This is a genomic window from Salinibacter ruber DSM 13855 (assembly GCF_000013045.1).
In the GTDB taxonomy this organism is placed as follows: Bacteria; Bacteroidota; Rhodothermia; order Rhodothermales; family Salinibacteraceae; genus Salinibacter; species Salinibacter ruber.
Genome location: NC_007677.1, coordinates 3155314 through 3178393 on the forward strand (window position 1 = coordinate 3155314; position 23080 = coordinate 3178393).

The window sequence follows — 23080 nt, forward strand, 5'->3', positions numbered from 1 at the left end:
CTACGTTGGCGGAATTCCGGGCGATCGGGACGCTACATTAACACCACGGCCGCGAGGGCGAGCAGAATGAATCCAATCAGCAGCATAATTGAATACACGAGCAGCAGGAGGAACGCCTTGATCGTCGACTTGATGAGTCCTTGCTCGTAGACGTGCCCCATCGCGACGACGAGGTACAGGAGGGGCGCTAGTTCCACCCAGGTCGCGGCGGTCTGGACCCACGGGGCCTCGACCTCGCCGAGCAGGATCCCGACGGTGAAGGCGAAAAAGGCGAACGCATGCAGGTGGAGACTGAAGATGAGGTGCTCCACGTAGAGACGCCCCCGCCGGATGTAGAGCAGCTTGAGGAGAAAGGCAAAGACGGGCAGCATAAGGAACATGACGTAGGGCCCCCGATCAATCATGCCCCCGATCAGGTCTCGGGGGTTCCGGATGGCCTCGGCCACCTTTGCTCGGAGGAGCGGCTCGAGACGCGCCTGGGTCTCCGCCCCCCCAAACAGCACATCCACCGTGCCCGGATTTTGCCGAAACGACCGCGCCCACCGCTCGCGCTGCTCGGGACTGCCAAAGAACCAGGGCGCCGAGGCCACTGCGGTCGTGTCCATCCCGGCCATCCCCGTCTCCACCTGGACCGTGTCCGCCTGCGCGGGCGACATCTGCGGATTGAAGGGCACCTGCACCCCGCCTCCGGCGGTGAGGGCGAGCACGGTAAACAGGACGAACGTGGTAAATAGGTACAGCCGGAAGGGGCGGATGTAGCGCTTGCGCCGCCCGTTGATGTACTCCTTCGTGAGCCGGCCGGGCAGGAACAGGAATTTGGGCAGGGTCCAGAGTACCCGCATGTCGAGCTCAATGACGGCCTCCAACGCCTCATTGAGCATGTGCCAGAGGGGCACGACCCGTTCCGCAGCCTTCTGCCCGCACTGCGAACAGTACGGCCCGTGCAGGAGCGCGCCGCAGTTCTCACACTGGTCTTCGGGGGCCCCGGACGAAGGCGATGTGCCCGAGTCGGTCGGGGCGGACGCCGACTCGGAGGGCGGGGGCTCCTGCGGATCCGCCGCCTCCACGTCCGGCTCCTCGTCGAGGTCGGCCATCGCCTCGATCTGCGCCAGGGCGTCCTCGGCCGCGGCCCGGGCTTCGTCCGGGTCCGATGCGGCCTGTCCGGACGGGGCCTCGTCGCCGGGGCCTCCCAGGGGATCGTCTTCGGGACGGCCGGACTCAGAGCCGAGCGGCGGGGCGCTCATGGGGGCCGAGCGAAACGTGTGCGTGAACTCGGGAATTCGTTATTATTCACGCACGACGCCCGCAAATGTTACAGCCGGGCACCGCGTATGTCGTATTGCGTGTGTCCTCTCGTCGCCACCTCATCACGCAATACGCGTTGCGCAATACGAAAATCAGTACGCCTGCGCGAAGAGCACGCGGCCCTCGGACGGCTCGCCCGTGAGCATGTCTTCTCCCTCCTCGTGGTCCTCGCGGTCGAAGGGGATGAGGCGGATGGTCGCGGAGGTCTCCTCCTGAATGCGCGCCTCGGTCTCCGGCGTGCCGTCCCAATGGGCCCAGGCGAAGCCGCCACGCCCGATGACCTCGCGGAACGCGTCGTAGTCCTCGACGACGCGGGTGTTGTCCGCCTGCCGGTCTTGGGCCCGTTCGTGGAGGGCGTGCTGAATGTCGTCGAGCGTGTCGGACACGCGCTCCGCGATGCCGTCCTGCGGCACCACCTCCTTCTCCTGCGTGTCGCGACGGGCCATCTCCACGTTGTCGTTCTCCAGGTCGCGCGGCCCGATGGCGAGGCGGAGCGGCACGCCGCGCAGCTCGTGCTCGCTGAAGCGCCAGCCCGGGCTCTGCGTGTGGTTCTGATCCATCTTCACGCGGATGCCGTGGTCCTCCAGCCTCTCCTGCAGGCGCTCGCACGTCTCCATCACCGGCCCCTCCTGGTCGTCGTCGAAGAAGAGGGGCACGATCACGACCTGATGCGGCGCCAGCTTGGGGGGCAGCACGAGGCCCTGGTCGTCGGAGTGGGTCATGATGAGGCCCCCGATCAGCCGGGTCGACACGCCCCACGAGGTGGCCCACACGTACTCCTCTTCGTTGTCCTCATTGGTGAACGTACAGTCGAACGCCTTCGCAAAGTTCTGGCCCAGGAAGTGGCTCGTGCCGGCCTGCAGCGCCTTCCCGTCCTGCATCATCGCCTCGATGCAGTAGGTGTCCACCGCCCCCGGGAAGCGCTCGCTCTCCGTCTTCCGCCCCTGGAGCACCGGCATCGCCATATACTCCTCGGCGAACGTGGTGTAGACATCGAGCATCCGCTCGGCCTCCTCGACCGCCTCCGTCTCCGTGGCGTGGGCGGTATGCCCCTCCTGCCACAGAAACTCGGCGGTGCGCAGGAAGAGGCGCGGCCGCATCTCCCACCGGACGACGTTGGCCCACTGGTTGTAGAGCAGCGGCAGGTCGCGGTACGACTGGATCCACTTCGAGTACGTGTCCCAGATGATCGTCTCGGAGGTGGGGCGCACGATGTAGTTCTCGCCCAGCTCCGACTCCGGGTCGGGGACCAGGTCGCCCTCTTCGTCCTGCGTGAGGCGGGAGTGGGTTACCACCGCGCACTCCTTCGCGAAGCCCTCCACGTGCTCCGCCTCCCGCTCCATGTAGCGCTCCGGGATGAAGAGCGGAAAGTAGTAGTTCTGGTGGCCCGTGTCCTTGAACATCTGGTCCAGCTGGTCGCGCATGTTTTCCCAGAGGGCCATGCCGTTGGGCTTGATGATCATGCACCCACGGGCGGGGGAGTTCTCGGCCAGCTGACCGTTGCGCACGACGTCCTGGTACCACTGCGAGTAGTCTTCATCACGGGGCGTGACTGCGTCTGCCATGTCGTCGGGGCGTTGGGGACCGGTAAAAAACGAGCGACGGACACTTGAGGCGACGCACGTCGGCCGCCGTTTTGGGTGTCGATGTTGCAGGTCTGAATATAGGAATGCCACTCCACAGATATCAACGGGCCGGGGCGGTGTTCACGGCGATCGCATTTTGGGCCGGGGGTCGGGGCAACGCTCGTAGAACCCGCTCCCCCCCCGCGGTCACGGCCCCTCCCGACCGGTTTTGTTACTTTCGAGTCGGTCTCTACGACTATACAGGGCGAAGCCCTCCAACCAAAAGTTCTGGGACCTCGTGCCTCCGCGTGACGAGACAAGCAATCCGGCGTCCCCGCTGCAACTTTTGGCGTTCTGCGACGTGTTATCATTCCCAAACGCTTTAACAACCCCCTGCGGCTGAAGGTGTCCCACTATGGCATACGTTGATTGGTCTCGCCCCTCCACACCGCGCCACGTAGGCGTTCTTCTCATCCTTAGCGTTCTGGCCGTTGGCCTCACGGGCTGTTACACCCAACTGAAGACGGTGGACGCGCCGGATCGGCAGCCGCGCGCCGAGCAGACGCAGACGCGCACGCAGCAGTACGCCGACGAGTACCGGCGCGAAGACCGCCGGGGGGCCCGTCGGCAGACCGAGACGCACAGGACCGAACGCTACGAATACAACTACCACTTTTATGACCGGGGCGTGACGTACAGCGGCCTGCACTACGATCCCTTCTTTCACGATCCCTTTTTCCACCATCCGTACGGCTCCTCGTTTTCGCTTTCCTTCCGTTTTGGAACGCCGTACGTTTCCGTCCGGCCGCGGTACTACCGGTCCTTTTATCTCGACCCATTCGGGCGCCCTCTGTACGGGTACCGATATGGCGCATTCTCCTCTTTCGGGCCCGCCTACGGGCTGAGCTACGGCAGCCCGTATCCTGCAGGTACGTCGGAGGAGGCAACCGGGGGCCGAGACTACCGCCCGCGGGGAGGAACCGTCGGACGAAGCGCCTCGGGCGCCGACCGACGGGGCACGCGATCACGGAACGGCCGCCGGGCAGTCGTCACCCGCCGTGCCGAGTCCGACGGCCGCATTGGTCGTCGTCCGTCGGACCGGCGTGAGGCACGTCGCGCAAGATCGAGCCGCACCGAACGAGGGCGACGCGCGCGCTCGCCGCGAAGCGACCGGGCCCGGTCGTCGCGCGGACGCATCGGCCGCCGCACCATAGACCGGGACCGTACGGTTCGGGGTCGGTCTTCTCGAAGCCGCTCGCGTGACGCTCGGCGAAGCCGGCGGGCCGACGACGCGGGGGCACGACGGTCCAGCCGTTCCTCGAACCGGGACGCCCGCCGCCAGGCGCGACGGCGGTCCTCAGACTCAGGCAACAGGCGCGCACGGTCGGGCCGGCAGTCGGACCGCGAGGGCTCCCGATCGAGCCGCGGCTCCCGCTCCGACGAGGACGGAGAAAGACGACTGCTCCTGGATCGTTACACCCCAGATCGCCTTGACACCGACCGCTACGAGCAAAAGCGGAAACGCCTCCGGCAGGAGCGACGGCTGTCCCATCGCACGCTGAACTGGGCCCCCCCTGAGTCCGAGACCGTCGGCTTCTCCGATCGGGCCGATCCGTTCTCGTTTGAGCGCTCCCGGTCCGTGAACCGCTCCCGGTCGCGGTCAACCTCTCGGTCGTCACGGTCGTCCTCTCGCGCCGAATCGTCGCGCTCCGATCGCTCGTCTTCGGCCTCCCGGGGCTCGCGGTCCTCCCGTTCGGACCGTGGGGAATCAAGCCGGAGCAGCCGGAGTGACGAGGACGACCAGTAGTCCACCTCGCAGCCGGGACGGCGGCCCCGCCCCGGCTCCTCGGCCCCCAGACCTGCTCTGTCACACAGCAACACCCGATCTATGTCGACGCGGTCGTTTTGCTCTCGGCTCCTCCTGCTCTTTCTCGTTGGCCTTGTCGGGGGGGGGCCCGCCATCGCCGCCGCACAGACAGCGGATGATGCGTACCGCTTCTCCAATCGGTTTCCGGCGGTCGGGACACGTGCGACCGGAATGAGCGGCGCCGGCGGCGTGGGGGGATGGGCCGACCCGAGTGCCCTCTACACCAACCCGGCGGGCCTCGGGTACTACCAGGCGTCGGAGATCAGCGGGAGCCTCAGTGGACTGCTTAGTCGAGATGAATCTACCTACCAGATCTTCGTCGACGGGCCTGCCTCCCAGAATACCGGCGACAACGCGACCGCCCGGCTCGGCCATCTCACGGGCATCTACAACGTGGATACGGAACGAGGATCGCTCGTTTTTGCGCTCGGCTTTAACCGGACGTCTGCGTTCGACCGCGAGTTGACGTACAGCGGTAAAAATTCCTCTAGCTCGATTACGGACACATTTTTGCCATTCGGGGAGGAGTTCGACGTCTCGGAGGACAACGGCACCGTCAACATCGATGTCTTTCCCGTCGTCCCCTTTGTCGCCTTTCAGGCAGGAGCCGTTGAATTTTTCAATTCTCGATTTCAGAACGACCAGTATCCATTCCTTCAGGCCGTCGCCCCAGGCCAAAGCATCCAACAAGACGGTACAGTAACGCGGGGCGGCTCCATGAACGAATTCAGCTTCGCCGGCGCCGTCGAGGTCGCGCCGGACGTAATGATTGGAGGGGCCGCCAATATCTCGTACGGTACGTACGTGTTCGAGAACGAGTTGACGGAAACGGCGACCCGCCCTGGCTCTAACGACGGGTACTCCGTCGTCGTGGGCGACCGGCTACTTGAGGGCTTCCGGAGCATGTTCTTCCGTGAGCGATTCACCTCCGACCTCACGGGCTTCAACCTTCGCCTCGGCCTCTCGGCCAACGCAGCCGAAGACGTCCGGCTGGGGTTTACGGTGGAGACGCCCACCTGGTACTCCATTGACGAGACGTTCACGGACGCGTTTATCCGCACCGAGTTTGGGAACGGATCGCTGGCCTACGGGGACGACCCCGACGAAGACGCCGCCCGCGGGGAATTTCAGTACCAGTTGCAAACCCCGTGGCGTCTCAGCACCGGCGTGAGCTACACGCGCGACCCGTTCCTAATTTCGGCCGACGTGGAGTTCGTGGACTGGTCCCAGACACGTCTCGATGCCGACGAGACTGAGTTCGATGTGACGAACGAGACTCTCGAGGAGTACGACTATGTGGTGAACTGGCGGGGCGGCATCGAATACCGTTCGGAAAACGGCCTCTCTCTACGGACCGGGATCGCGTACCGCCCGGGGGCTCGCGGGTTTGACTTCACCCTGGCCGATGGCGAAGAGACCGATCGCTCACGCTTGTTTCTGTCGGCAGGGGCTGGCGTCCAGTTGAGCGAGCGCCTTTCCCTGAATGCCGCCTGGATGCAGGAGCGCTCGACGGATCAGTTTCTCCCCTACGCAAGCGTGACGCCCCCCGGCGAGTCCGAACCGATTGACGTTCCGGTCATCGACGAGGACGTCGTCCGGAACCAGATTCGGGTGGGTTTTCGCTACTCGTTCTGAGCGGACCCGTCCGCCGGCAGCACATATCGCCCTAGGGCCTGCCATCTGACCGACGCTCGTCGAGCATCCGCTGGTACTTCTCCGCCGCCCGGTTGTGCTCCCGGAGCGTGCGGCTGAAGGTGTGCCCGCCGGTCCCGTCGGCCGCAAAGTAAAGGTACTCGTGCCGCTCGGGACGAGCCGCGGCCCGCAGGCTGGAGGGGGACGGATTCGTGATGGGCCCGGGCGGCAGGCCCTGATTCTGGTAGGTGTTGTACGGGTGGTCGATCTCGAGGTGCTCGTAGAGAACCCGGGTGACGCGGGCCCCCTTCGTGTCGAGCAGGACGTACTGGATGGTCGGGTCCGCCTGGAGGGGCCACCCGCGGGTGAGACGATTCAGGTACACCCCGGCAATCGCCGGCTTCTCGGCGTCGACGAGGGCTTCCCACTCCACAATCGAGGCAAGCGTGACGACCTCCCGCTTTGTGAGCCCGAGGCTGTCGGCCCCGGCGGCAAGCTCGCGCTCGTAGAAGCGATCGAATCCCTGTTTGACGCGCCGAACGACGGCCTCGGGGGGCGTCTGCCAGTAGAACTCGTACGTCTCGGGGAGCATGTACCCGAACAGCCGCGCGGGGGTGCTGTCGAGCGCCTCGGCGAGGCTCGTGTCGCGAAGGGCCGCGCGGAATGCGCCGGCGTCCCGTTCGAGCCGCCGGCCCAGGACCGACGTGAGGGCGCCGGGCTGCACGCCCGGCGGGAGTGTAATGCGCACCGGGTCCTGCAGGCCCCGCCGCAGCTTGTCGAGCAGGGCGTAGTTGGAGCGGCGGGGAGCAATGCGGTAGTGCCCCGACTTGATCTGCTGCCCCCACCCGGTCGCCCGCGCCACGAGCCGGAACGCGGCGGGCACGACGAGCACGTCGGCCTGCGCCAACGAATCGATGGCCGTGTCGAGCGTCGCTCCGCGCGCGATGTACACGCTGCGGGGCGCATCGTACCCGCCCGTATTGGGCCCGAAGACCAACGCGCCCCCCACACCGGCGACGAGCCCCCCAACAAAGAGGATTGCAACGACGATCCCGAGGCGACTGCGAGCGTACACGGACCGAAAACAGTGGGGAAATGACAGATCAGACGAGGATCCGCCGTCCGGGACAGAAACGGCAGGCCAGAGATACTCTCCCCTCCGTGGCCTCGTTTCGGGCCCAACGAGCCCCCCCATGCTACAGCTGGAGGCTCGGGTGCACGTCCAGCGTCGGCGGGCTCGCATGGCCGGCCGCGAGGCGCCGAGCCCCGGCCTGCGCGATCATGGCGGCGTTGTCCATGCAGTACGCCAGGTCGGGCACCGATACGTCAACGCCCTCGTCGTCCCCGAGGGCCTTCATTCGCCGCCGCAGCGCGGAGTTGGCCGCCACGCCCCCCACCACAGCCACGTGCCCAACCCCCGTCGCCTCGACGGCCCGCCGCACCGCATCCACGAGCACGTCCACCACCGCCGCCCGCACCGACGCGCACAGGTCGTCGAGGTGCTCGTCGAGCAGGCGCTCGCGGTCCGCGTCGGACCGGTCGCGGAGGTAGTAGAGGACCGAGGTCTTCAGGCCGCTGAACGAGAAGTCGAAGTCGTCGAGCCGGCTCCGGGGAAAATCGTGGAAGGTTGGAGCTCCGGACTCGGCGTGACGATCAATGTCGGGCCCCCCAGGGTACCCAAGCCCAAACAGCTGCGCCATCTTGTCAAACGCCTCGCCCGCCGCGTCATCGCGGGTGCGCCCGAGCACGTCATGTTGGAAATCATCGCCGACGTGCACGAGTTCGGTATGGCCGCCGGACACGATCAGACACAGGAACGGGCGGGCCGGCCGCTCCGGCCCCAGGTCGACCGAGTAGACGTGCCCCTCCAGGTGGTTCACCCCGATCAGGGGCACGTCGAGCCCCTGCGCGAGCGCCTTCGCGAAGCTGAGCCCCACGAGCAGGGAGCCCGGCAGTCCCGGCCCGTAGGTGCCCGCAATGGCATCGAGTGCACGGGCGTCCGCATCCGCCTCGGCAAGGGCCCGTTGCACGACGGGCACGATGAGCCGCTGGTGGTTGCGGGAGGCCAGCTCCGGCACCACACCGCCGTACTCCTCGTGGAGGTCCGCCTGCGAGGACACGACGTTCGACCGCACCGTGCCGTCGTCCCATACGGCCGCGGCGGTGTCGTCACACGACGATTCAATGCCGAGCACGAGCATGGTGCCGTTTGGGAATCGGGTTCGATGCCGGATGGACGAGGGCTTTGAATTGCCTCTTTCGCACGAACCGTTCTGGGCCTGGATCCCATCCCGGAATGAAGCGCGAACAAACCGGCTGCCCTGAGGTATTACACATGGGCACTGATAAACTTCACTCCGCACCCCCTCCACACCGACGGACGAGGTTCTCATGCGCACGGTTCTGCCCCTCTTGTGTCTCGTGTTCGTACTGAGCGCCGCCGCCCCGGCGCACGCTCAGCTCCGGGAAACGGCTCAGCAAAACTCTTCGGTCGTCACCCAGCTGTACGATACCGGCTCGGACGCGACCGATGCCCTCGGCAATCTGTTCGGGGCTGAGGACTTTCGGATGAGCCACAGCTACCAGATGTCGTTCTCCTCGTTCGGGGGCAGTACGTCCTCGGTGGGCATGTACACCAACTCCATGATGTGGCAGTTCAACTCCGACCTGGCCGCCCGGGTCGACGTGGGCGTATCCCACCCGCTCGCCAGCAACAACGCGTTTGGGAATCAGGAGGCGCGGGTGTTTCTCCGCAACGCGGAGGTGGCCTACAAGCCGTCCGACAACATGAAAATTCATTTCCAGGTGCGGCAGAGCCCTCGTGGGCGACATGCGAGCCCGTACGGGTATCGGCATCGTCGGGGCGCCTTCGCCTCCACTGCCCCCTTGCTGCCGAACTGAGTTGCCCTTTCTTCTCGGTGCCGATCGGGGAGCACGGCGGCCTGCACGTAGGCCCCCTGCCGGATCGGCCTGGTTGCCCCGGCGCCCATGGCCCAATGGCCCTCCCGCTTCACCAATGGACTGCTGAACGCTGCGCTCGTAGCGGCTGGACTGGGCGCGGCCGTTCTGTTGTACGCCTTTGCGAGTCGGACCGTCTTCACGGGCCCGAGCCCGAAACGCCCCCCCTCCGACACCTCGCAGCTGGTGAGCCGGATCATCCAGGTAGAGGTGCGCAACGGCGCCGGGGTCGATCGCCTCGCCGAGCGCACCACACAGTACCTCCGCGACCGCGGCTTTGACGTGGTCGACGTGGGCAACCACTCGTCGTTCGACCAGGCCCACTCGGTCGTGATCGACCGGGCCGGCAACCCCGAGGCCGCACGAAACGTGGCGGAGGCGCTTGGGATTCCGTTCTCCCGGGTGCGTCAGAACATCAAACCGGAGTACTATCTCGACGCCTCCGTGATTCTCGGCCGCGACTACGCACAACTCCGCCCGTTTCAGGAGGCCCCCTAGCCTGTATTCGGCGCGCCTTCGTATTCCCTCACGACCCCCCGCACCAATGTCTTAACCCATATGGCTTCCCCCGACCAGACCTCCTCCCCAGAGCCTTCCCTCCGCCGAACCCCCGAGAACCCCAGTCCGGTGCTTGCCGCGCGGGTCGCAGATGCCATGGCCGACAAGCGGGCCATGAACATCAGTGTCATCGATCTACGGGAGGTGAGTAGCATGGCTGATTTCTTCGTTCTCGGCACCGGCGAGTCGGACCTCCAGGTGAAGGCCATCGCCAACGGCATCGCGGATCATGTGCAGGAGACATGCGGGGAGGAGCCCTGGAAGCGGGAAGGCACGGATCACCTCCAGTGGGTCGTGCTCGACTACGTAGATGTCGTCGCGCACGTCTTCCTGCCCGACAAGCGGGAGCACTACCGAATCGACCGCCTCTGGGGGGAGGCCGATTCGGAGATCGTGCCCGAGGACGGCGACGCCTCGGACCTTGACCTCCTGCAGGACCGCCTGCAGCAGTCTTCAGACCCGGCGTAACCTGTTTTCCCGTGACTCCCCGCTCGAAAATGCCCCGCCTGTTCGTTGGACTCGGCGCGATTGCGGCGCTTATCGGCGTTGCCCTCGGCGCGTTCGGGGCGCACGGGCTTGAAGGGCGCGTCTCGCCGGAGCGGGTGGAGACGTTTCGCACCGGGGTGGCGTATCAGATGTACCACGCCCTCGCCCTCCTCGTCGTGGGCTGGGCCGCCGCGCAGGGCTGGGGGCCGTCCCTGCACTGGGCCGGCTACTGCTTCGTCACCGGCATCGTGATCTTTTCGGGCAGCCTGTACGTGCTCGTCCTGAGCGACACGGGCTGGCTTGGCGCGATCACCCCGCTCGGGGGCGTGGCCTTCATCGCGGGCTGGGCCCTACTGGCATGGGCGGCGTTCACTGGGGGATAGTGACCGGCGCCCTCCGCCCCCGGCGCCCGCCTATCGTCACAGTTCCTCGTCCTCGAACAGTACGGTGACGCTCGGCAGGAGGTCGTGCCCGCGGGCCAGCTCCAGAAGCGACTGCGCCGCGGCCTCCGGGACCTCGTAGCGCCCGTGCACGTCGCTGTCTACGGCGAGGGCGTAGGCCACGTCCGTGTCCTCGTCCAGCGTCGGCTCGTCCTCCCACGCCGTCGCCTCCTCCACAAGGTACGTCCCGTCGTCCGGCATGAAGGAGGCAAGGTAGAGCTCCCGCTCCGCCTCGACGTCGATGAGGCTTACGCTTCCCACGAGGCCGTACTCGATGTCGTAGAACAGCGACTCTGCGAGAAGGCGAGTGGTGAAGTTGTCGGGATCGAATGGCGGCATGGTGGGGAACCGGATCGGGGGAAAAGGAAAGCGATGGATGCGCGCGCCGCGGACCGCGACGCGTGAAGAGTAATATGAACGCCCTGCAGCCCGTCAGGCCCAGGTGCTGGTCGCGATGCACAGTTCACGCTACACGAATCGGCAGTAGGGTATTCACCGGCGACGGACTTGTCAAACAGAACTCACCTCCTCATTTCGTTTCCACACCCCCCGGCGTGCCATGGAGATTTACTGTCCCGAATGCGAGTGGGAGCCCCCGTCGAGCGCGACGTGGACCTGTGAGTGCGGGCACTCCTGGCACACGTTCGACACGCACGGCCGGTGCCCGGAGTGCGGCACGGTGTGGCGCGAGACGCAGTGCCACGAGTGCCGGGCCTGGTCCCCCCACCACGACTGGTACCACGACCTGCCGCCCGTAGACGTGGACGCCGTGACCGAGGGCCAGGAGGCGCCCTCGACGGAGGGAGGACATCACCGGTCGCGGTTGCGTAGCGGGGCCCGGCTACGCGGGCCGGGGGCGCCGGACAGATTCCCTGCAGTGACGACCGCTACCGCCCGGGCGCCTCGACGCGTTCTCCCGTGAGCCCCCTCAGAAACGAGCGGGCATCGTCGCCGTGGCGCGTCGTCACCTCCGCGTCGAACAAGGCACCAAAATGCTCCGTCACGGGCCCGCACACGTCGTCCACGGTCCCCGGTGCGTCGGTCTCCGCGGCCAGCGACGTGACGCCGCGGTCGTCAATGCCACAGGGCACGATGTGGTCGAAGTAGTCGAGGTCAGTGGTCACGTTAAGCGCGAAGCCGTGCATGGTGACCCACCGGCTGCAGCGCACGCCCATCGCGCAGATCTTGCGCTCCGGGCCCCGGTCGTCGGGCCCGACCCACACCCCGGTGCGCCCGTCCACCCGCGTGCCGGTCACGCCGTAGTCGGCACAGGTGCGGATGATCGCCTCCTCGAGCGTGCGCAGGTACCGGCCCAGGTCGGTAAAGAAGCGGTCGAGGTCGAACAGCGGATACCCCACCAGTTGGCCGGGGCCGTGGAAGGTGACGTCGCCCCCCCGCCCGATGCGGTGAAAGGTGGCCCCGACCTCCTCGAGCCGCTCTTCCGACACGAGCAGATTCGCCGCGTCGCCGCTCTTGCCGAGGGTGTAGACGGGGGGATGCTCTAGCAGAAGCAGCACGTGGGGCTCCGGCTCCGGCGGCTCGGCCCGCTTCGCCGCAATGAGGCGCTCCTGCACCCGCTCCTGTAGGGCCCGCGCCCGCTCGTACGATACGCGGCCGAGATGGCACGCGACGATCTCGTTTTGGGCGGACGACGACATCTCTGCGGGCGGGGGGAGACAGGAGAGGTGCTACGGACCTAGCCTGTACTCGAAACGCCCGGCCTAGTTTTGTGAGATGCTTACGCTGACGTTGAAGCCCCCGTTGACCCGCGTGTAGGAGGGCTGCCGGTTGTCGCCGTTGAACCGCTCGTACTCGACCAACAGCTCCCCCGTCACCCGGTCGCTGAGCCGGTAGGTCAGCTCGGGGGTCACCTGGATGCGGGTCGTCTGCTTCCGGACCTGGACGTAGTCGTTGGTCGGATCGGTCACCTGACCCGGATCCACCGATCCCCCCGCATCCTGAACGTCCGCGAGCGCCCCGCGCAGGTTGTAGCTCCGCTCGTCGTTCACCGAGCGGGAGACCGTGAGCGAGAACCGGATCTGGTTTTCGAGGCGCCCGAGGCCGAGCACAGGAATGCGAATTCCCTGCTTCCGGTAGGAGACGCTTCCGGACAACTGATTCGTCTGCACCTCCTCCACCTTCAGGTTGGCCGTGCGCAGGTACGTCTCCGTCTGGCGGCTCCACTCGACGCTCGTCTCCAGGTTGCCGGGCCACGTGATGCTAACGCCGAGGAGCGGCCGGAACTGCTCACTGACGCGGGCCGACCCCACTTTGAAATCCGGGTTCAAAAACGTCTGCCCGTTCGGGGCCTCCACCTCGTCGCCGGCGCGCGTGTCGGTGGCGTAGCTGGACTGGTACTCCGCGTTGTAGCTGTGCCGGAGCGACGCACTTTCCACGATGCGGCCGAGCAGGGGCCAGTCGGCCAACCCCGAATAGCGGATGTTCCACCCGGGCAGGGGGAACGGGGCGAATCCGTGGGCGCCTACGCTCCCGCCCCCGGTCAGGTAGGCCGACTTAAAGTCGTCCGCGACGGAGGCGTTGGTGAGGGGCACCTCGGCGGCGGGGAGCACCTCCCCCGCTCCACTGCCGCCCGCCGGCAGTCGACGGGCCTGCTCCTCCACCAGCGCCACCACGGACCCGAAGCCCCACACCGAGGCCGAGTTGTCCCCGCTTTCGGTCGTGAAGGGGCCGTCGCTTGCCTCGCCCTCGTTCCCGGGCTCGCCGGTGCCCGCCTGGAAGGTCCGATCGGTCTGGGTGCGCCACTCCACGTTCCAGCTCAGGTCGATCTGGAAGGACGGGCTCGGGCTCAGGGCGGTGCGCCCCTCCAGCCGGTGGGTGTTGCTGAGGGCATCCGACACCTGGAACCGGGAGTCTAGCACGCGCCTCCCGGCCCCGATGGAGCGGTCGAGCCCGAGCCGGTAGCCCACGGACGGCCCGTCCCCGCGCACCGCGTCGAGCAGGCGGTAGTGCACCTCGACGTCCGTCGAGTCCGAATTCAGGCGCCCCACATTGGAGGAACGGGCACTCCAGTCGCCGTTGTAGTTAACGCTGAAGTCGTTAATGTCGAGCACCATCAGGGCCAGCCCCCGCAGCATGCCCATCGGGCTGGGAAGGGGGACGTCCTCCCACCCCAGGCCGTCCCCTTCCGACGCCTCTCCGTCGTCGTCCCCCCGGTCGTCTCCGTTGTCCCCGGTGGACCGTCCCCCGTCTTCCGGGTCGTCCCGGCCCGACTCGCGCTGCGCCTCTTTGAGCCGCTCGAAGAACCCAAACCGCTCCCACACCCGGTTGGGCCGCAGGGTCGCTCCTGTACGCAGGGTGAGGGAGTTGCGCACGCTGGCGCCCTGCAGGCTTTCCGCCGGCCCGTTCGACCACTGAAACGACGACTGGTAGGAGAGGTCCTGCAGGTCGATCCAGTTGAGCCACGGCCGGTCGGTCCATCCCATGCTCAGGGTGGCCGAAAACCGCTGCTGATAGTTGTTCGTGCGCGGGCTCACCCGCCCGACCAGCAGGTCCCGAAACACGTCAAGCTCCGACCGCCGGAACAGCCGGCTCTCAAAGAACACCGTCTCCCCCTCGTCGGCGGCGGTGATATCCCGGTCGGCCAGTCCGTAGTCCCCCAGGCGATCGAAGAAGTTCGCGGTGCTGTCGCGGGGAATCCCAATGTCGGTGAGCACCGTGTCCCGGACGCTTTCGCCGTTGATGATAACGTTTGTCTGGTTCCGCGAGGCGGCGTCGTCGAAATTTTGGCGCGTGTTGGTGTCGAAGCTGAGGCTCAGAAAGCCGAAGGGGTCGTACTGGAGGCTGAAGTTGCGGCGGTGGTCGAATTGCTGCTGCTCCCGGAGGGAATAGGCAATTCGATAGGGCTGGCTGCGCGTATTCCGGACGCCCGACGGGCGGCTTCGGGTCGTCTGGGCCTCCCGCTCCGCGCTCATCGAAAACGAGAGCGAGCGGGGCACATAGTTGAACGAGAGGCCCGCCAGCGTGCCGAGCACCGGCGCGTCGGGAAGAAAGCCGAAGGGGTCCACGGTCCGGGGCTGCCCGAAGCTGAGTTGGTACTGCAGATCACCCGTCCAGCTCCACCGGTCGTTGAGCTGGCGCTGCGGGTTGCGTCGCGACTGGTCGAGGTAGGAGAAGCTCAGCGAGAGGCCGTCGACGGTCTTCTGGAGCCACCACGAGTCGGATCCCTGCTTTGACACGTCGGCCGTCATCGTGCGGCGCAGGCTGCGCGTCTCGGCCGCCGTGCGCACGCTGTCCTTCAGCCGACGGCGAATCTCCCCCGCCCCAAGGGCCCCGTACTGGCTGCGGTAGCGGCTCTCCAGCGTACTGTCCGGGACGGCGTCGAACTGCCGCACCACGCTCTGAACCTCCACGTCGCCGCGGTTGGGGTCGAAGCGGGGGGTCGTCCGGTTCGACTGCACCTGCATGGTCACCGGGATGCGCCAGCCCTGGTCCTCGGGCAGGAACGAGTCGACGTTGAGGCTTGCGCGGAGGTTCCAGCTCGTGTTGTCGGACTGCTCCCGCTCGCTCAGGGTGCTGGACAACGCCCCAAACCCGTCCGTCCGGCGCTGGAAACTGCCCTCGACGGACGCAAAATCCGCGAGGTCGAGGCTCGCGCTGGCGTTGGCGGCCCAGCCCTTTTGCTCGTCGAACCCGCTCACGCGCAGCTCATTCAGCCAGACCTCGAAATTTTGCAGCACCGGCGGGTTCTCCTCGGGGGGCGTCGCGTGCCGCACGCCGACGACGATCGTTTTCACGTTCTGCAGGGAGGGGGTGCCCCGCACCCGAAGCACCGTCTCCGGCGGCGCAAAGTCGCCGATGTCCAAATTCACGTCGGCGCTCGAGAACGACGTGTCCGTCGGGACCCCGCTCTGGTCCCGGAGAAGCTTGAGCCGATTGAGTCGTTCGAGGACGAGGTTCATTTCAAACTCCTCCGGCCACAGGTTTTGGGATCCGTCCGCCATGGGCACGTCGCCCGGGGAGAGGGGCTGCTCGTACTCGTAGTAGTCCCCCGTCTCCCCGGACCCCAGGCGGACGAACAGCCGCAGGTGCTCGCGGAGCCGGTCCTTCACCTGCGTGCTGCTTGAGGCCCCGTGTAGGTGGGTGTACATCCGCAGGTTCGAGTACTTGAGCAGGTCGAGGCCCTGTCCGAATGTTTTGAAGACGCCCCGCTGCCGGCCGGGCGCCAGCTGGTCCACGTTGAGCAGGAGGGCCTGCTCGCGGTTTTGCTGCTGCACGCCGCGGGACGTGCGGTTCTGCCCCACCACCGCCCCGGCGGGCGGCTCGTAGCTCAGGTCCTCCTCGTTGTTGATGCTCGCCACCCGAAGCTCGCCCGTTCCCGCATCCACGACGCTGTTCTCCTGCACCGGTTGCTGTGCCACCGGCTCCGAGACGCGCCACTGGCTGCCCACCAGCTCCAGGGACGCAAACCGCATCGTCACGGGCGCCTCGTGCCCGGTCGTCCACAGGCGGATGGACTTGATGTCGTCGAAGTTTTCGATGGAGCCCACCTGGCGCGTGAATTCCTGCACCGGAATCCGCACCTTGTACCAGTCCTTCTCCTGCCCGACCCGGCTCACCACGTAATCGGTCGGCCCGCGATCAGCCCCGGCGCGCTGGTCGAGCTCGTCGAGCGGGACGGCGTACTGGAAGTAGTTGTTGTCGATGTTGATCTGGCTGCTCACCCCGTCGAGGGCCTCCCGGTCCGGGGACCGGGACACGCCCCGCTTCACGCTCGCATCCTCGGCCAGCTCGTTCTGCGACTCGAAGCCGTTGAGCTCGTGCCCCGCCTGGTACCAGCTCAGGCGCTGCTGCACCGAGGCCCCGTCCGGGAAGAACTCTGAGGCGTCGAAGAAGCGGTCGTTCTCGTAGAAGTGGTAGTCGTCGGCCGAGGGGTCCTCGGCGGTCCGTGCAATCTCGGCCCGCAGGCGTTGCCGCTGCGCGGTGGACAGGCCGAGCTGCCCGATGGCGCCCTGCAGACTGTCCGCGTACGCCACGAAGCCGGAATAGAAGCTGCGTTCGAGCAGGCGCTCGTCGTAGGCCCCATCCGTGTAGGAGACGAGCCCGTCGAGCCCCAGGTCTTGGGTCCGGCGCCCCCGAAGGTCGATGCCTCCCCCCGGCTCGGCGTTGGGGATGCGGCTCAGGTCCCCAAGGTCCGCCTCGTTGAAGCTGAGGGAGAGCCCGTCCTCCATGTCAATGCGCTGGTTCGGCACCACGTCCTCCGAGATCGTCCCGAGGTCGACGAACAGGCGCGCCCCGTCGGTCACCTCGCCGTTCTCCGGGTATACCTTCACGATGAACTCGACGAACTCGACGTTCTGCACCGAAAAGTCGGTGTAGCCCTCCGGGAGCGAGCGTGTGATGCCCCCCCATACCTTCCGCGGCTCCCGGAAGAAGTCCACCAGGTCCTCCGTGTAGTTGTAGGGCCCGCGCTGCCAGGGATTGAAGTGGAGGTCGAGCGTACGGAGGGTGGGATTCGCCTCGCCCTGCGTGTCGCGCCCCACGAAGACCTCCTCGGTGTTGATGAGCTCGGTGGCCTCCCCCCCGTCCTCCGTGCCGATGGACTCCAGCACGTTTTCGTTGAGCCGGTACCACCCGAGGCGCCCCCGCCAGTGGGTCCGCTGCCGGTTGTCCTCGTAGGTCCCCGGCACCTCGCCGTCGAGCAGGGCGGCGTCGGCCGTCGAGTCGGGGGCCGCGCTCACCTGCCAGGCACCCGGCTGCTCGCGGAGGGAGAAGGTGTTCTCGAAGCCCTCGAAGTCGTCGATGTAGGACACCCCGTTGCGCTCGTCCGACGCGTACTGGTCCGTCTCGCTGTTTTCCACCCGGTCCACGGTCCGCTCGTACGCGTCGGTGGTGGTGTGGCCGGGCCGGAGCTGCGCAAACTCGCCGGAGACCGAGAGCTGGCTCTCGGCCCGCGTCTGCACGAGCGGCAGGGCGTCGACCGCCTCCGTAATCCACTGCGGCTGCAGGTCCATCGAGCCGTTCAGGCCCCAGATGGTGTTCTGGATGGGCTCCTGCCCGATGCGAAACTTGTCGACGGGCGACTGCTGGCTGAGCCGCATGACGGTGGCCCCGAGCGAAAACTGGTCCCGCATCGACCAGTCGGCCCGCGCACCGAGCAGGGTCTTCTTCTGGATGTTGGTGAGGCTGTTCTGCTCGTAGTCGATCATGATGTCCCGCCCGGCGGTCAGGTACGACTCGTTGGTGATGTTGACCGTCCCGCCCTGGTAGTCCACCCGGTAGTCGACGCCTTCCTGGAGGGTCTGCCCGCCCGAGGTGACCTCGACCGAGCCCTCAACCAGCCCGGTGAAGGCCTCCAGGTCGTAGAATTGCTGGGCGCCCCCCGTGTACGAGCCCCGAATCCGATAGACGTTCTTCTGAGTGTCTTCCTTCCGGGCGTTCGCCTTTTTCTTGGTATAGAGGTTCTCAAACGCAAAGGACTCCCCGGCCGCCTGACTCCCGTTCTGGGCCGCAGCGTCCAGGATGCGCGCGCCGAACGGCTGGAGGTAGGGGAAGTAGAGGAGCCCCCGGTCCGCATTAATCGTCTGCGGCAGAAAGTCGAACTGATCGTCCGGGTTGGGCGCGCCGTTCTGGTCCACCCGGTCCAACCCGAGCACCTGCAGCAGCGTGGTCTGCCCCGCCACGTCCGGCAGCGTGGTGCGCGCGCCCTGCCCGGAGGCCTGGTACTCGACGTCGAGCTCGAAATTCTCCGGATTAAAGTCTCGCCCCGAGAGGTCGTACACGTTGCGGAGCTGCAAAAACCAGGCGGCCGGGTTGACGGTCCCGTTCTGCCCGGGCGCGACCGGATCGGTGGGGCGGAGCAGCTTTAACACGAGGCGGTCGGCATTGATGCCCCCCGTGGTTCCGCCCTGCGTAAAGTCCCCGACCGTGCGCACGGTGCCATCGTTCGTCCGGTACCGAAACGCCACCGCCAGGGCCTCGTCGGGCCGGAGCCGCTGCTGGAGCGACAGGAAGCCCAGCCGACCGTCGATCCGGTAGTCTTGCCCCCGCGCAAGCCGCTTGAACTCGCCCGCGTGGAGGTCCTGCTGGGTGTCCAGGGGCTGCTGCATGGTGGCGGGGTCGCTCAGGTAGGACGAGGCCCGTTGCTCCCCGTCCCGGAGGGCCGTCAGGTCGGCCTCGCCGTACTGGTCCTCCTCCGGGACCGGCAGCAGGGTCTCCGTGTAGTCGTTCGCCTGATTCACCAGCCGGGCGCGCTCCCCCAGGTCGACCACCGCCACCGCCTGCCGGGTGTTTGCCTGGCTCCCCACCTGCTGCGTGATTTTCCACACCTCCACCTCGGTAATTTCGTCGAACCCCCCGAACGTCCGGATCGTCGTCGGGTCCTCGTGGGCGCGGTTCCAGTTGTTGCGGAAGTAGTAGCCAAGAAAAAAGTGCCGGTTCTCGTCGTAGTCCGTGGGCTTGAGGTCGAATTCCGTCTCCTGCGCGCCCCCCTCAATGCTGAGGCTGTTGGACTGGCCCTCCTGCTGGCTCGCAATCGTCGTGAGGCTCAGGTTGCCGAACTGAAACTCACTCTTGATCCCGAAGAGGCTCTGCCCCCCACTGATGAGCTGCGACGGCGTCTGCATGGACACGTTGCCCGCCTCCACGCTCTGCAGGATTTCGTCCTCGTAGCCGGTGTAGTCGAGCTTGACCTGATTCTGGTAGTCAAACTGACTCTGCGTGTCCCAGTCGACGTTGATCTGGAGCTTGTCCCCGATCGTCCCGGTGATGCCGAGCCGCAGATCTTGCTTGAAGTCGGGATTGAGCTGGCTGGCGTTCCCCGTCACGTTGACCTGCTGGTCGCTCTTCCGGTACTTGAACCCGGCGTTGATGTCGGCCTGGCCGTTCACCCGAAGGTCCACCTGCGGCTTGCCGAAGACGGTGGAGAAGGCACTCTCCCGCCCCCCCGGAACCACCATGTTCACCCCAAACCCACTGCGTCCGTCCCCCTGCTGGCGCTGCTCGGTGAGCGTGCGCCAGTTCTCGCGCAGGTTGGCACGGTAGCGCTCCTGCCGGTACGCGTCTGCGTCCATCCCCACGCGCTCCCCGGGACGCGTGTCGCCCGTGAGGACGTAGCGGTTCTGAGTGGAGTCGAGCGTGACGGATTGTGCCCCCGCCGTGGGGGCGCGCGGCCCCAGAAACGGAGACGCCCGTCCAAACAGGCGGACCGCCCGCTTGCGCCGTGCCGGCAGGTACCGGCCGACGACGCCGGTGTCGGGGGACGGGGACGGTGCCGAGAGGCCCTCTCCCTCAGTTCGCGGAAGACCGCCCACTCGGTCCGAGAGGGATGCGCTATCTCCAGGGGGTGGGGGCAGTCCCTCCAACTGCAGGACCGGGGTGCGGCGGGTCGTGTCGGGGGCGGTCGTGTCGGGGACAGTCGTGTCGGGCGGCGGCCCCTCCTGCGCTCGGGCCGGCGATTCCCCCCCGGCGAGGCTTCCAATCAGGAACAGCGCCACCGTCGACATGAATACACGTCCCTCTCTCGACAGCCCCATGCAGGGGGCCGGGGACGGCAACATCGATGAGATCAGCGGCACGGGTCCAGGAACGCTCCGAGGTGCTACGGCGTGCACCGGTGCTCCGGCCTAGGCATGGACGGAGGCCCCAGTGCGTATTTGAGGGGGTTTGTAGCGGTTCCTGCCGATGCGCGGTGTTGCGTCTGGGAATGAGAGCAACGGACGAGGGGTGTGCGACCAGGCGCCGCCCCAATGGATCTTCACCTCGAATGTAAGATGTGGCGTTTTTTTCGTCAAGCACAAGAGCAACTCGTTCGGCCTGGGGGCGGGCAAGCCGCAAACCCCGTGCCCACTCGTGGCGGCCGGCCCGTCAGGCCCGCTGGCCGTCGAGGGGGCGCTTGGCGGTGACGTCTCGGAAGTCGTCGTGCCGCTCCGTCTGAATGTTAAGCCCGCGATCAGCGATTTTCTGCAGAAACTGAGCGCGCGGGATCACATTTTCCGGCACGTCGGCCCCACCGGTGGAGACGGCCTCCTCACGGGCCAGGAAGAGGGCCGAGACGACCGTCGGGATGGCCGTACAGCGCATCACGGCCGTCTGCTCCGTCTCCGCGTCGTACTGCTCCACCATCTCGTAGACGAGTGTCGTGGGCCGTCCCTCCTGCTCGCCCCGTAGCAGGACCCGCATGAGCACCGCGTCCTCGTAGTCGCCGCCGAGACGCTTCCGCATGCGGCGCACCAGGAGGTCGCGGTAGGTCAGGTGCGTGCGCACCCCAATCTTGCGCTCCTCGGCGAGCCCGAGCCCGAGCACAAAGCGCATCTGGTGAGCGTGGCCCGGCCACCGGATCGTCTTGTGGTCGAGGGCCTCCACGTGCCCGGCCAGCGTATCGGTGAGGGTGGAAAGCCCGCCCTGCGTGCAGAAGGCCTCCATCGTGCCGAAGGGCTTCTCGAACTGAATTTCCTCTTCGCGGGAGAGGGCGTCCGCCTCCACGACCTGCCCGTTTTCAATCAACTGCGCCGGGTTTGTATAGTCCGCGAGGATGCGCTCGGCCGACCACGAGATGCGAAAATTGAAGGGGGGCTCCGGGTGCAGAGGGACGTCGCCCACCCGCAGGTGTGCCGCCTCGGCCCGGTCAAGCTGATCAATGCCGTGGAGACACACGACGTTCACGAGGCCGGGGGCCAGCCCGCAGTTGGGAACGATCCAGACGCCCTTCTCGCGGGCCTGCTCGTCGAGGGCCAGCTCTTTGCCCACGAGGGTATCGTCCCCCCCGAGGTCACAGAAGTGCACCCCCGCATCGAGGCACAGCTCTGCGAGTGCGGGGTTGAACTCCGCCGGCACGCAGCTGATGACACAGTCGCTGCCCTGCACGATCTGGGACAGCACGCTGGTGTCGCGCACGTCGACCTGGAAGGAGCGGAGAAACTGGTCGGCGTCGACCTGTTCGTGGAGGCGTTCGAGCGCCTGCGACCGGGTGTCACAGACCTGAACCTGTTCCACCTCCCCGCTTCGGGCACACAGCTCGCGGACAACGGGGGCTCCAATCGATCCGGCACCGAGAACCGTAATCGTCATGTGCAGTGCAGTCGTCGGGTTGGGAGGGTCCGGACGAAGCGAACGCATCGGGCAGGCCCAGCGGCACTAGTCGACGTGCCCGCGCCCCTCCAGCGCCCGCGAGAGGGTCGCCTCGTCGGCGTACTCCAGATCCCCGCCGATGGGCAGTCCCCGCGCGATGCGCGTGACGCGAACGTCGAACGGCTCAAGAAGCTGGGAGATGTAGTATGCCGTCGTGTCGCCCTCGACGTTGGGGTTGACGGCGAGAATCACCTCGTCGACCCCCGATTCCGCCTCGTCCGCCCCGCCATTTTCCGAGGGAGGCGCCTCGGCGTCCGCTTCGCCATCAGGCGTGGTGTTGGGCTCCGGAGCCGCATCGGCCGCCGTGTCTTCGAAGGACGGGTCGATGCGGGTGGCCAGCTCGTGCACCCGGAGGTCGTCGGGGCCCACGCCGTCGAGCGGCGAAATGACCCCGCCGAGCACGTGGTACACGCCCCGGTACTCGTTGGTCTGCTCGATGGCGGTCAGGTCGCTCGACTCCTCCACGACACAAATCGTCGAGGCGTCGCGCTTGTCCGAGCCGCAGATGGGGCACGGATCCTGATCCGCCACGACGTAGCACGTCGAACAGCGTTGCACGTCCTCCTTCACGGACGTCAACGCGTTCGCGATGGTCTCAACCTCCTCCTGGGGCATCTTCAGGACGTAGTTGGCCAGTCGCCGCGCCGTCTTCTTCCCGATCGTGGGCAGCTTCGTGAACTGCTCCACGAGGGTTTCGACGGACTCCGAGGTGTACTGCATCGCGACAATCTCGCGTTTCGAATGTCGAGGTTCAAGCGCAAACGGCGGAATGTCCCGAGGTCACGCGGCACTCCCAGCCCGCCGTTCGCAACCGCCTAGAGGCCGAGCTGGCTGAGGTCCATGCCCTGTGGCAGCATGCCGCCCATGGAATCCTTCATCTCCTCCTGTGCCATGTCGGACGCGTCTTCAAGGGCCTTGTTGACGCCCGCGATGACGAGGTCCTCCAGCAACTCCAGGTCGTCCGGGTCGACGGCCTCCGGGTCAATTTCGATGCCCGTAATTTCCTGCGCGCCATTGGCGGTCACCTTCACCATGCCACCGCCGGCCTCCGCGGTCACCGTCTTGTCCGCGAGCTCGTCCTGCGCGGCGTTCATCTTTTCCTGCATCTCCATCATTTTCCCGAACATGTCCTGCATGTTCATTCCTCCTGGGTTAGCCATAACTGAGGGGGGTGGTCTTAATTC

Annotated in this window: 17 protein-coding genes; 7 read left to right on the forward strand and 10 right to left on the reverse strand. The window is 66.6% G+C overall.

Annotation, left to right across the window (positions count from 1 at the left end; genetic code table 11):
- Window positions 1-32: 32 nt before the first annotated feature.
- Both SRU_RS13310 and proS read right to left on the reverse strand, forming a co-directional pair.
- Window positions 33-1244 carry a DUF3667 domain-containing protein gene (locus tag SRU_RS13310; protein ID WP_103015861.1) on the reverse strand — a complete coding sequence of 404 codons (1212 nt, stop codon included), beginning with the start codon at window positions 1242-1244 and terminating at the stop codon, window positions 33-35.
- Between the two features lie 153 nt (window positions 1245-1397).
- Window positions 1398-2870: a proline--tRNA ligase gene (proS, locus tag SRU_RS13315; protein WP_118827359.1), complete on the reverse strand. Its 1473-nt coding sequence runs from the start codon at window positions 2868-2870 to the stop codon at window positions 1398-1400.
- A 415-nt stretch (window positions 2871-3285) separates the two neighbouring features.
- Here proS and SRU_RS13320 point away from each other — a divergent pair, with 415 nt between their 5' ends.
- Window positions 3286-4677 (forward strand): hypothetical protein, encoded by a 1392-nt coding sequence (locus SRU_RS13320; RefSeq protein WP_011405254.1) that lies wholly within the window; start codon window positions 3286-3288, stop codon window positions 4675-4677.
- 81 nt (window positions 4678-4758) lie between these two features.
- Window positions 4759-6372 (forward strand): OmpP1/FadL family transporter, encoded by a 1614-nt coding sequence (locus SRU_RS13325; RefSeq protein ID WP_011405255.1) that lies wholly within the window; start codon window positions 4759-4761, stop codon window positions 6370-6372.
- 31 nt (window positions 6373-6403) lie between these two features.
- On the opposite strand, the gene mltG is transcribed toward SRU_RS13325, so the two are convergent.
- Both mltG and tsaD read right to left on the reverse strand, forming a co-directional pair.
- Window positions 6404-7444, reverse strand: coding sequence for an endolytic transglycosylase MltG (mltG, locus tag SRU_RS13330; RefSeq protein ID WP_164923667.1), 1041 nt, complete (start codon window positions 7442-7444; stop codon window positions 6404-6406).
- A gap of 121 nt (window positions 7445-7565) precedes the next feature.
- A complete protein-coding gene (gene tsaD, locus SRU_RS13335; protein WP_112904802.1) occupies window positions 7566-8570 on the reverse strand; it encodes a tRNA (adenosine(37)-N6)-threonylcarbamoyltransferase complex transferase subunit TsaD in 1005 nt (334 codons plus the stop codon).
- Window positions 8571-8760: 190 nt separating this feature from the next.
- On the opposite strand from tsaD, the gene SRU_RS13340 reads away from it, so the two are divergent.
- From SRU_RS13340 to SRU_RS13355, 4 genes are all read left to right on the forward strand, one after another.
- The gene (locus tag SRU_RS13340) at window positions 8761-9270 is read left to right on the forward strand and encodes a hypothetical protein (RefSeq protein WP_011405258.1); all 510 of its coding nucleotides are present in this window, start codon (window positions 8761-8763) and stop codon (window positions 9268-9270) included.
- Window positions 9271-9357: 87 nt separating this feature from the next.
- A complete protein-coding gene (locus SRU_RS13345; protein WP_011405259.1) occupies window positions 9358-9825 on the forward strand; it encodes a LytR C-terminal domain-containing protein in 468 nt (155 codons plus the stop codon).
- A 60-nt stretch (window positions 9826-9885) separates the two neighbouring features.
- Window positions 9886-10353: a ribosome silencing factor gene (gene rsfS, locus SRU_RS13350; RefSeq protein WP_011405260.1), complete on the forward strand. Its 468-nt coding sequence runs from the start codon at window positions 9886-9888 to the stop codon at window positions 10351-10353.
- Between the two features lie 29 nt (window positions 10354-10382).
- Window positions 10383-10754, forward strand: a complete 372-nt coding sequence (locus tag SRU_RS13355) for a DUF423 domain-containing protein (RefSeq protein WP_011405261.1) — start codon at window positions 10383-10385, stop codon at window positions 10752-10754.
- A 36-nt stretch (window positions 10755-10790) separates the two neighbouring features.
- On the opposite strand, the gene SRU_RS13360 is transcribed toward SRU_RS13355, so the two are convergent.
- A complete protein-coding gene (locus SRU_RS13360; protein WP_011405262.1) occupies window positions 10791-11150 on the reverse strand; it encodes a hypothetical protein in 360 nt (119 codons plus the stop codon).
- Window positions 11151-11370: 220 nt separating this feature from the next.
- Here SRU_RS13360 and SRU_RS13365 point away from each other — a divergent pair, with 220 nt between their 5' ends.
- Window positions 11371-11733: a hypothetical protein gene (locus SRU_RS13365; protein ID WP_011405263.1), complete on the forward strand. Its 363-nt coding sequence runs from the start codon at window positions 11371-11373 to the stop codon at window positions 11731-11733.
- On the opposite strand, the gene lipB is transcribed toward SRU_RS13365, so the two are convergent.
- The 5 genes from lipB to SRU_RS13390 form a co-directional block, all read right to left on the reverse strand.
- The gene (gene lipB / locus SRU_RS13370; protein ID WP_011405264.1) at window positions 11699-12469 is read right to left on the reverse strand and encodes a lipoyl(octanoyl) transferase LipB; all 771 of its coding nucleotides are present in this window, start codon (window positions 12467-12469) and stop codon (window positions 11699-11701) included. The two genes, SRU_RS13365 and lipB, sit on opposite strands and share 35 nt — an antisense overlap.
- 63 nt (window positions 12470-12532) lie before the next feature.
- Window positions 12533-20272 (reverse strand): cell surface protein SprA, encoded by a 7740-nt coding sequence (sprA, locus tag SRU_RS13375; RefSeq protein WP_237701756.1) that lies wholly within the window; start codon window positions 20270-20272, stop codon window positions 12533-12535.
- 361 nt (window positions 20273-20633) lie between these two features.
- On the reverse strand, window positions 20634-21884 hold the full coding sequence (locus tag SRU_RS13380) for a saccharopine dehydrogenase family protein (protein WP_011405266.1): 1251 nt from the start codon (window positions 21882-21884) through the stop codon (window positions 20634-20636).
- Window positions 21885-21902: 18 nt separating this feature from the next.
- Window positions 21903-22616: a recombination mediator RecR gene (locus tag SRU_RS13385; protein WP_011405267.1), complete on the reverse strand. Its 714-nt coding sequence runs from the start codon at window positions 22614-22616 to the stop codon at window positions 21903-21905.
- 95 nt (window positions 22617-22711) lie between these two features.
- A complete protein-coding gene (locus SRU_RS13390) occupies window positions 22712-23056 on the reverse strand; it encodes a YbaB/EbfC family nucleoid-associated protein (protein ID WP_197537018.1) in 345 nt (114 codons plus the stop codon).
- Between the last annotated feature and the right edge of the window lie 24 nt (window positions 23057-23080).

Bases quoted from the DNA above. Each gene is read 5' to 3' on its own strand.
- SRU_RS13310 (WP_103015861.1), bottom strand. From the start codon at position 1,244: ATGAGCGCCCCGCCGCTCGGCTCTGAGTCCGGCCGTCCCGAAGACGAT.
- lipB (WP_011405264.1), bottom strand. From the start codon at position 12,469: ATGTCGTCGTCCGCCCAAAACGAGATCGTCGCGTGCCATCTCGGCCGC.
- SRU_RS13365 (WP_011405263.1), top strand. From the start codon at position 11,371: ATGGAGATTTACTGTCCCGAATGCGAGTGGGAGCCCCCGTCGAGCGCG.
- SRU_RS13325 (WP_011405255.1), top strand. From the start codon at position 4,759: ATGTCGACGCGGTCGTTTTGCTCTCGGCTCCTCCTGCTCTTTCTCGTT.
- SRU_RS13320 (WP_011405254.1), top strand. From the start codon at position 3,286: ATGGCATACGTTGATTGGTCTCGCCCCTCCACACCGCGCCACGTAGGC.
- SRU_RS13380 (WP_011405266.1), bottom strand. From the start codon at position 21,884: ATGCGTTCGCTTCGTCCGGACCCTCCCAACCCGACGACTGCACTGCAC.
- SRU_RS13390 (WP_197537018.1), bottom strand. From the start codon at position 23,056: ATGGCTAACCCAGGAGGAATGAACATGCAGGACATGTTCGGGAAAATG.
- SRU_RS13385 (WP_011405267.1), bottom strand. From the start codon at position 22,616: ATGCAGTACACCTCGGAGTCCGTCGAAACCCTCGTGGAGCAGTTCACG.
- proS (WP_118827359.1), bottom strand. From the start codon at position 2,870: ATGGCAGACGCAGTCACGCCCCGTGATGAAGACTACTCGCAGTGGTAC.
- SRU_RS13345 (WP_011405259.1), top strand. From the start codon at position 9,358: ATGGCCCAATGGCCCTCCCGCTTCACCAATGGACTGCTGAACGCTGCG.
- SRU_RS13340 (WP_011405258.1), top strand. From the start codon at position 8,761: ATGCGCACGGTTCTGCCCCTCTTGTGTCTCGTGTTCGTACTGAGCGCC.
- rsfS (WP_011405260.1), top strand. From the start codon at position 9,886: ATGGCTTCCCCCGACCAGACCTCCTCCCCAGAGCCTTCCCTCCGCCGA.
- sprA (WP_237701756.1), bottom strand. From the start codon at position 20,272: ATGTCGACGGTGGCGCTGTTCCTGATTGGAAGCCTCGCCGGGGGGGAA.
- SRU_RS13360 (WP_011405262.1), bottom strand. From the start codon at position 11,150: ATGCCGCCATTCGATCCCGACAACTTCACCACTCGCCTTCTCGCAGAG.
- tsaD (WP_112904802.1), bottom strand. From the start codon at position 8,570: ATGCTCGTGCTCGGCATTGAATCGTCGTGTGACGACACCGCCGCGGCC.
- SRU_RS13355 (WP_011405261.1), top strand. From the start codon at position 10,383: ATGCCCCGCCTGTTCGTTGGACTCGGCGCGATTGCGGCGCTTATCGGC.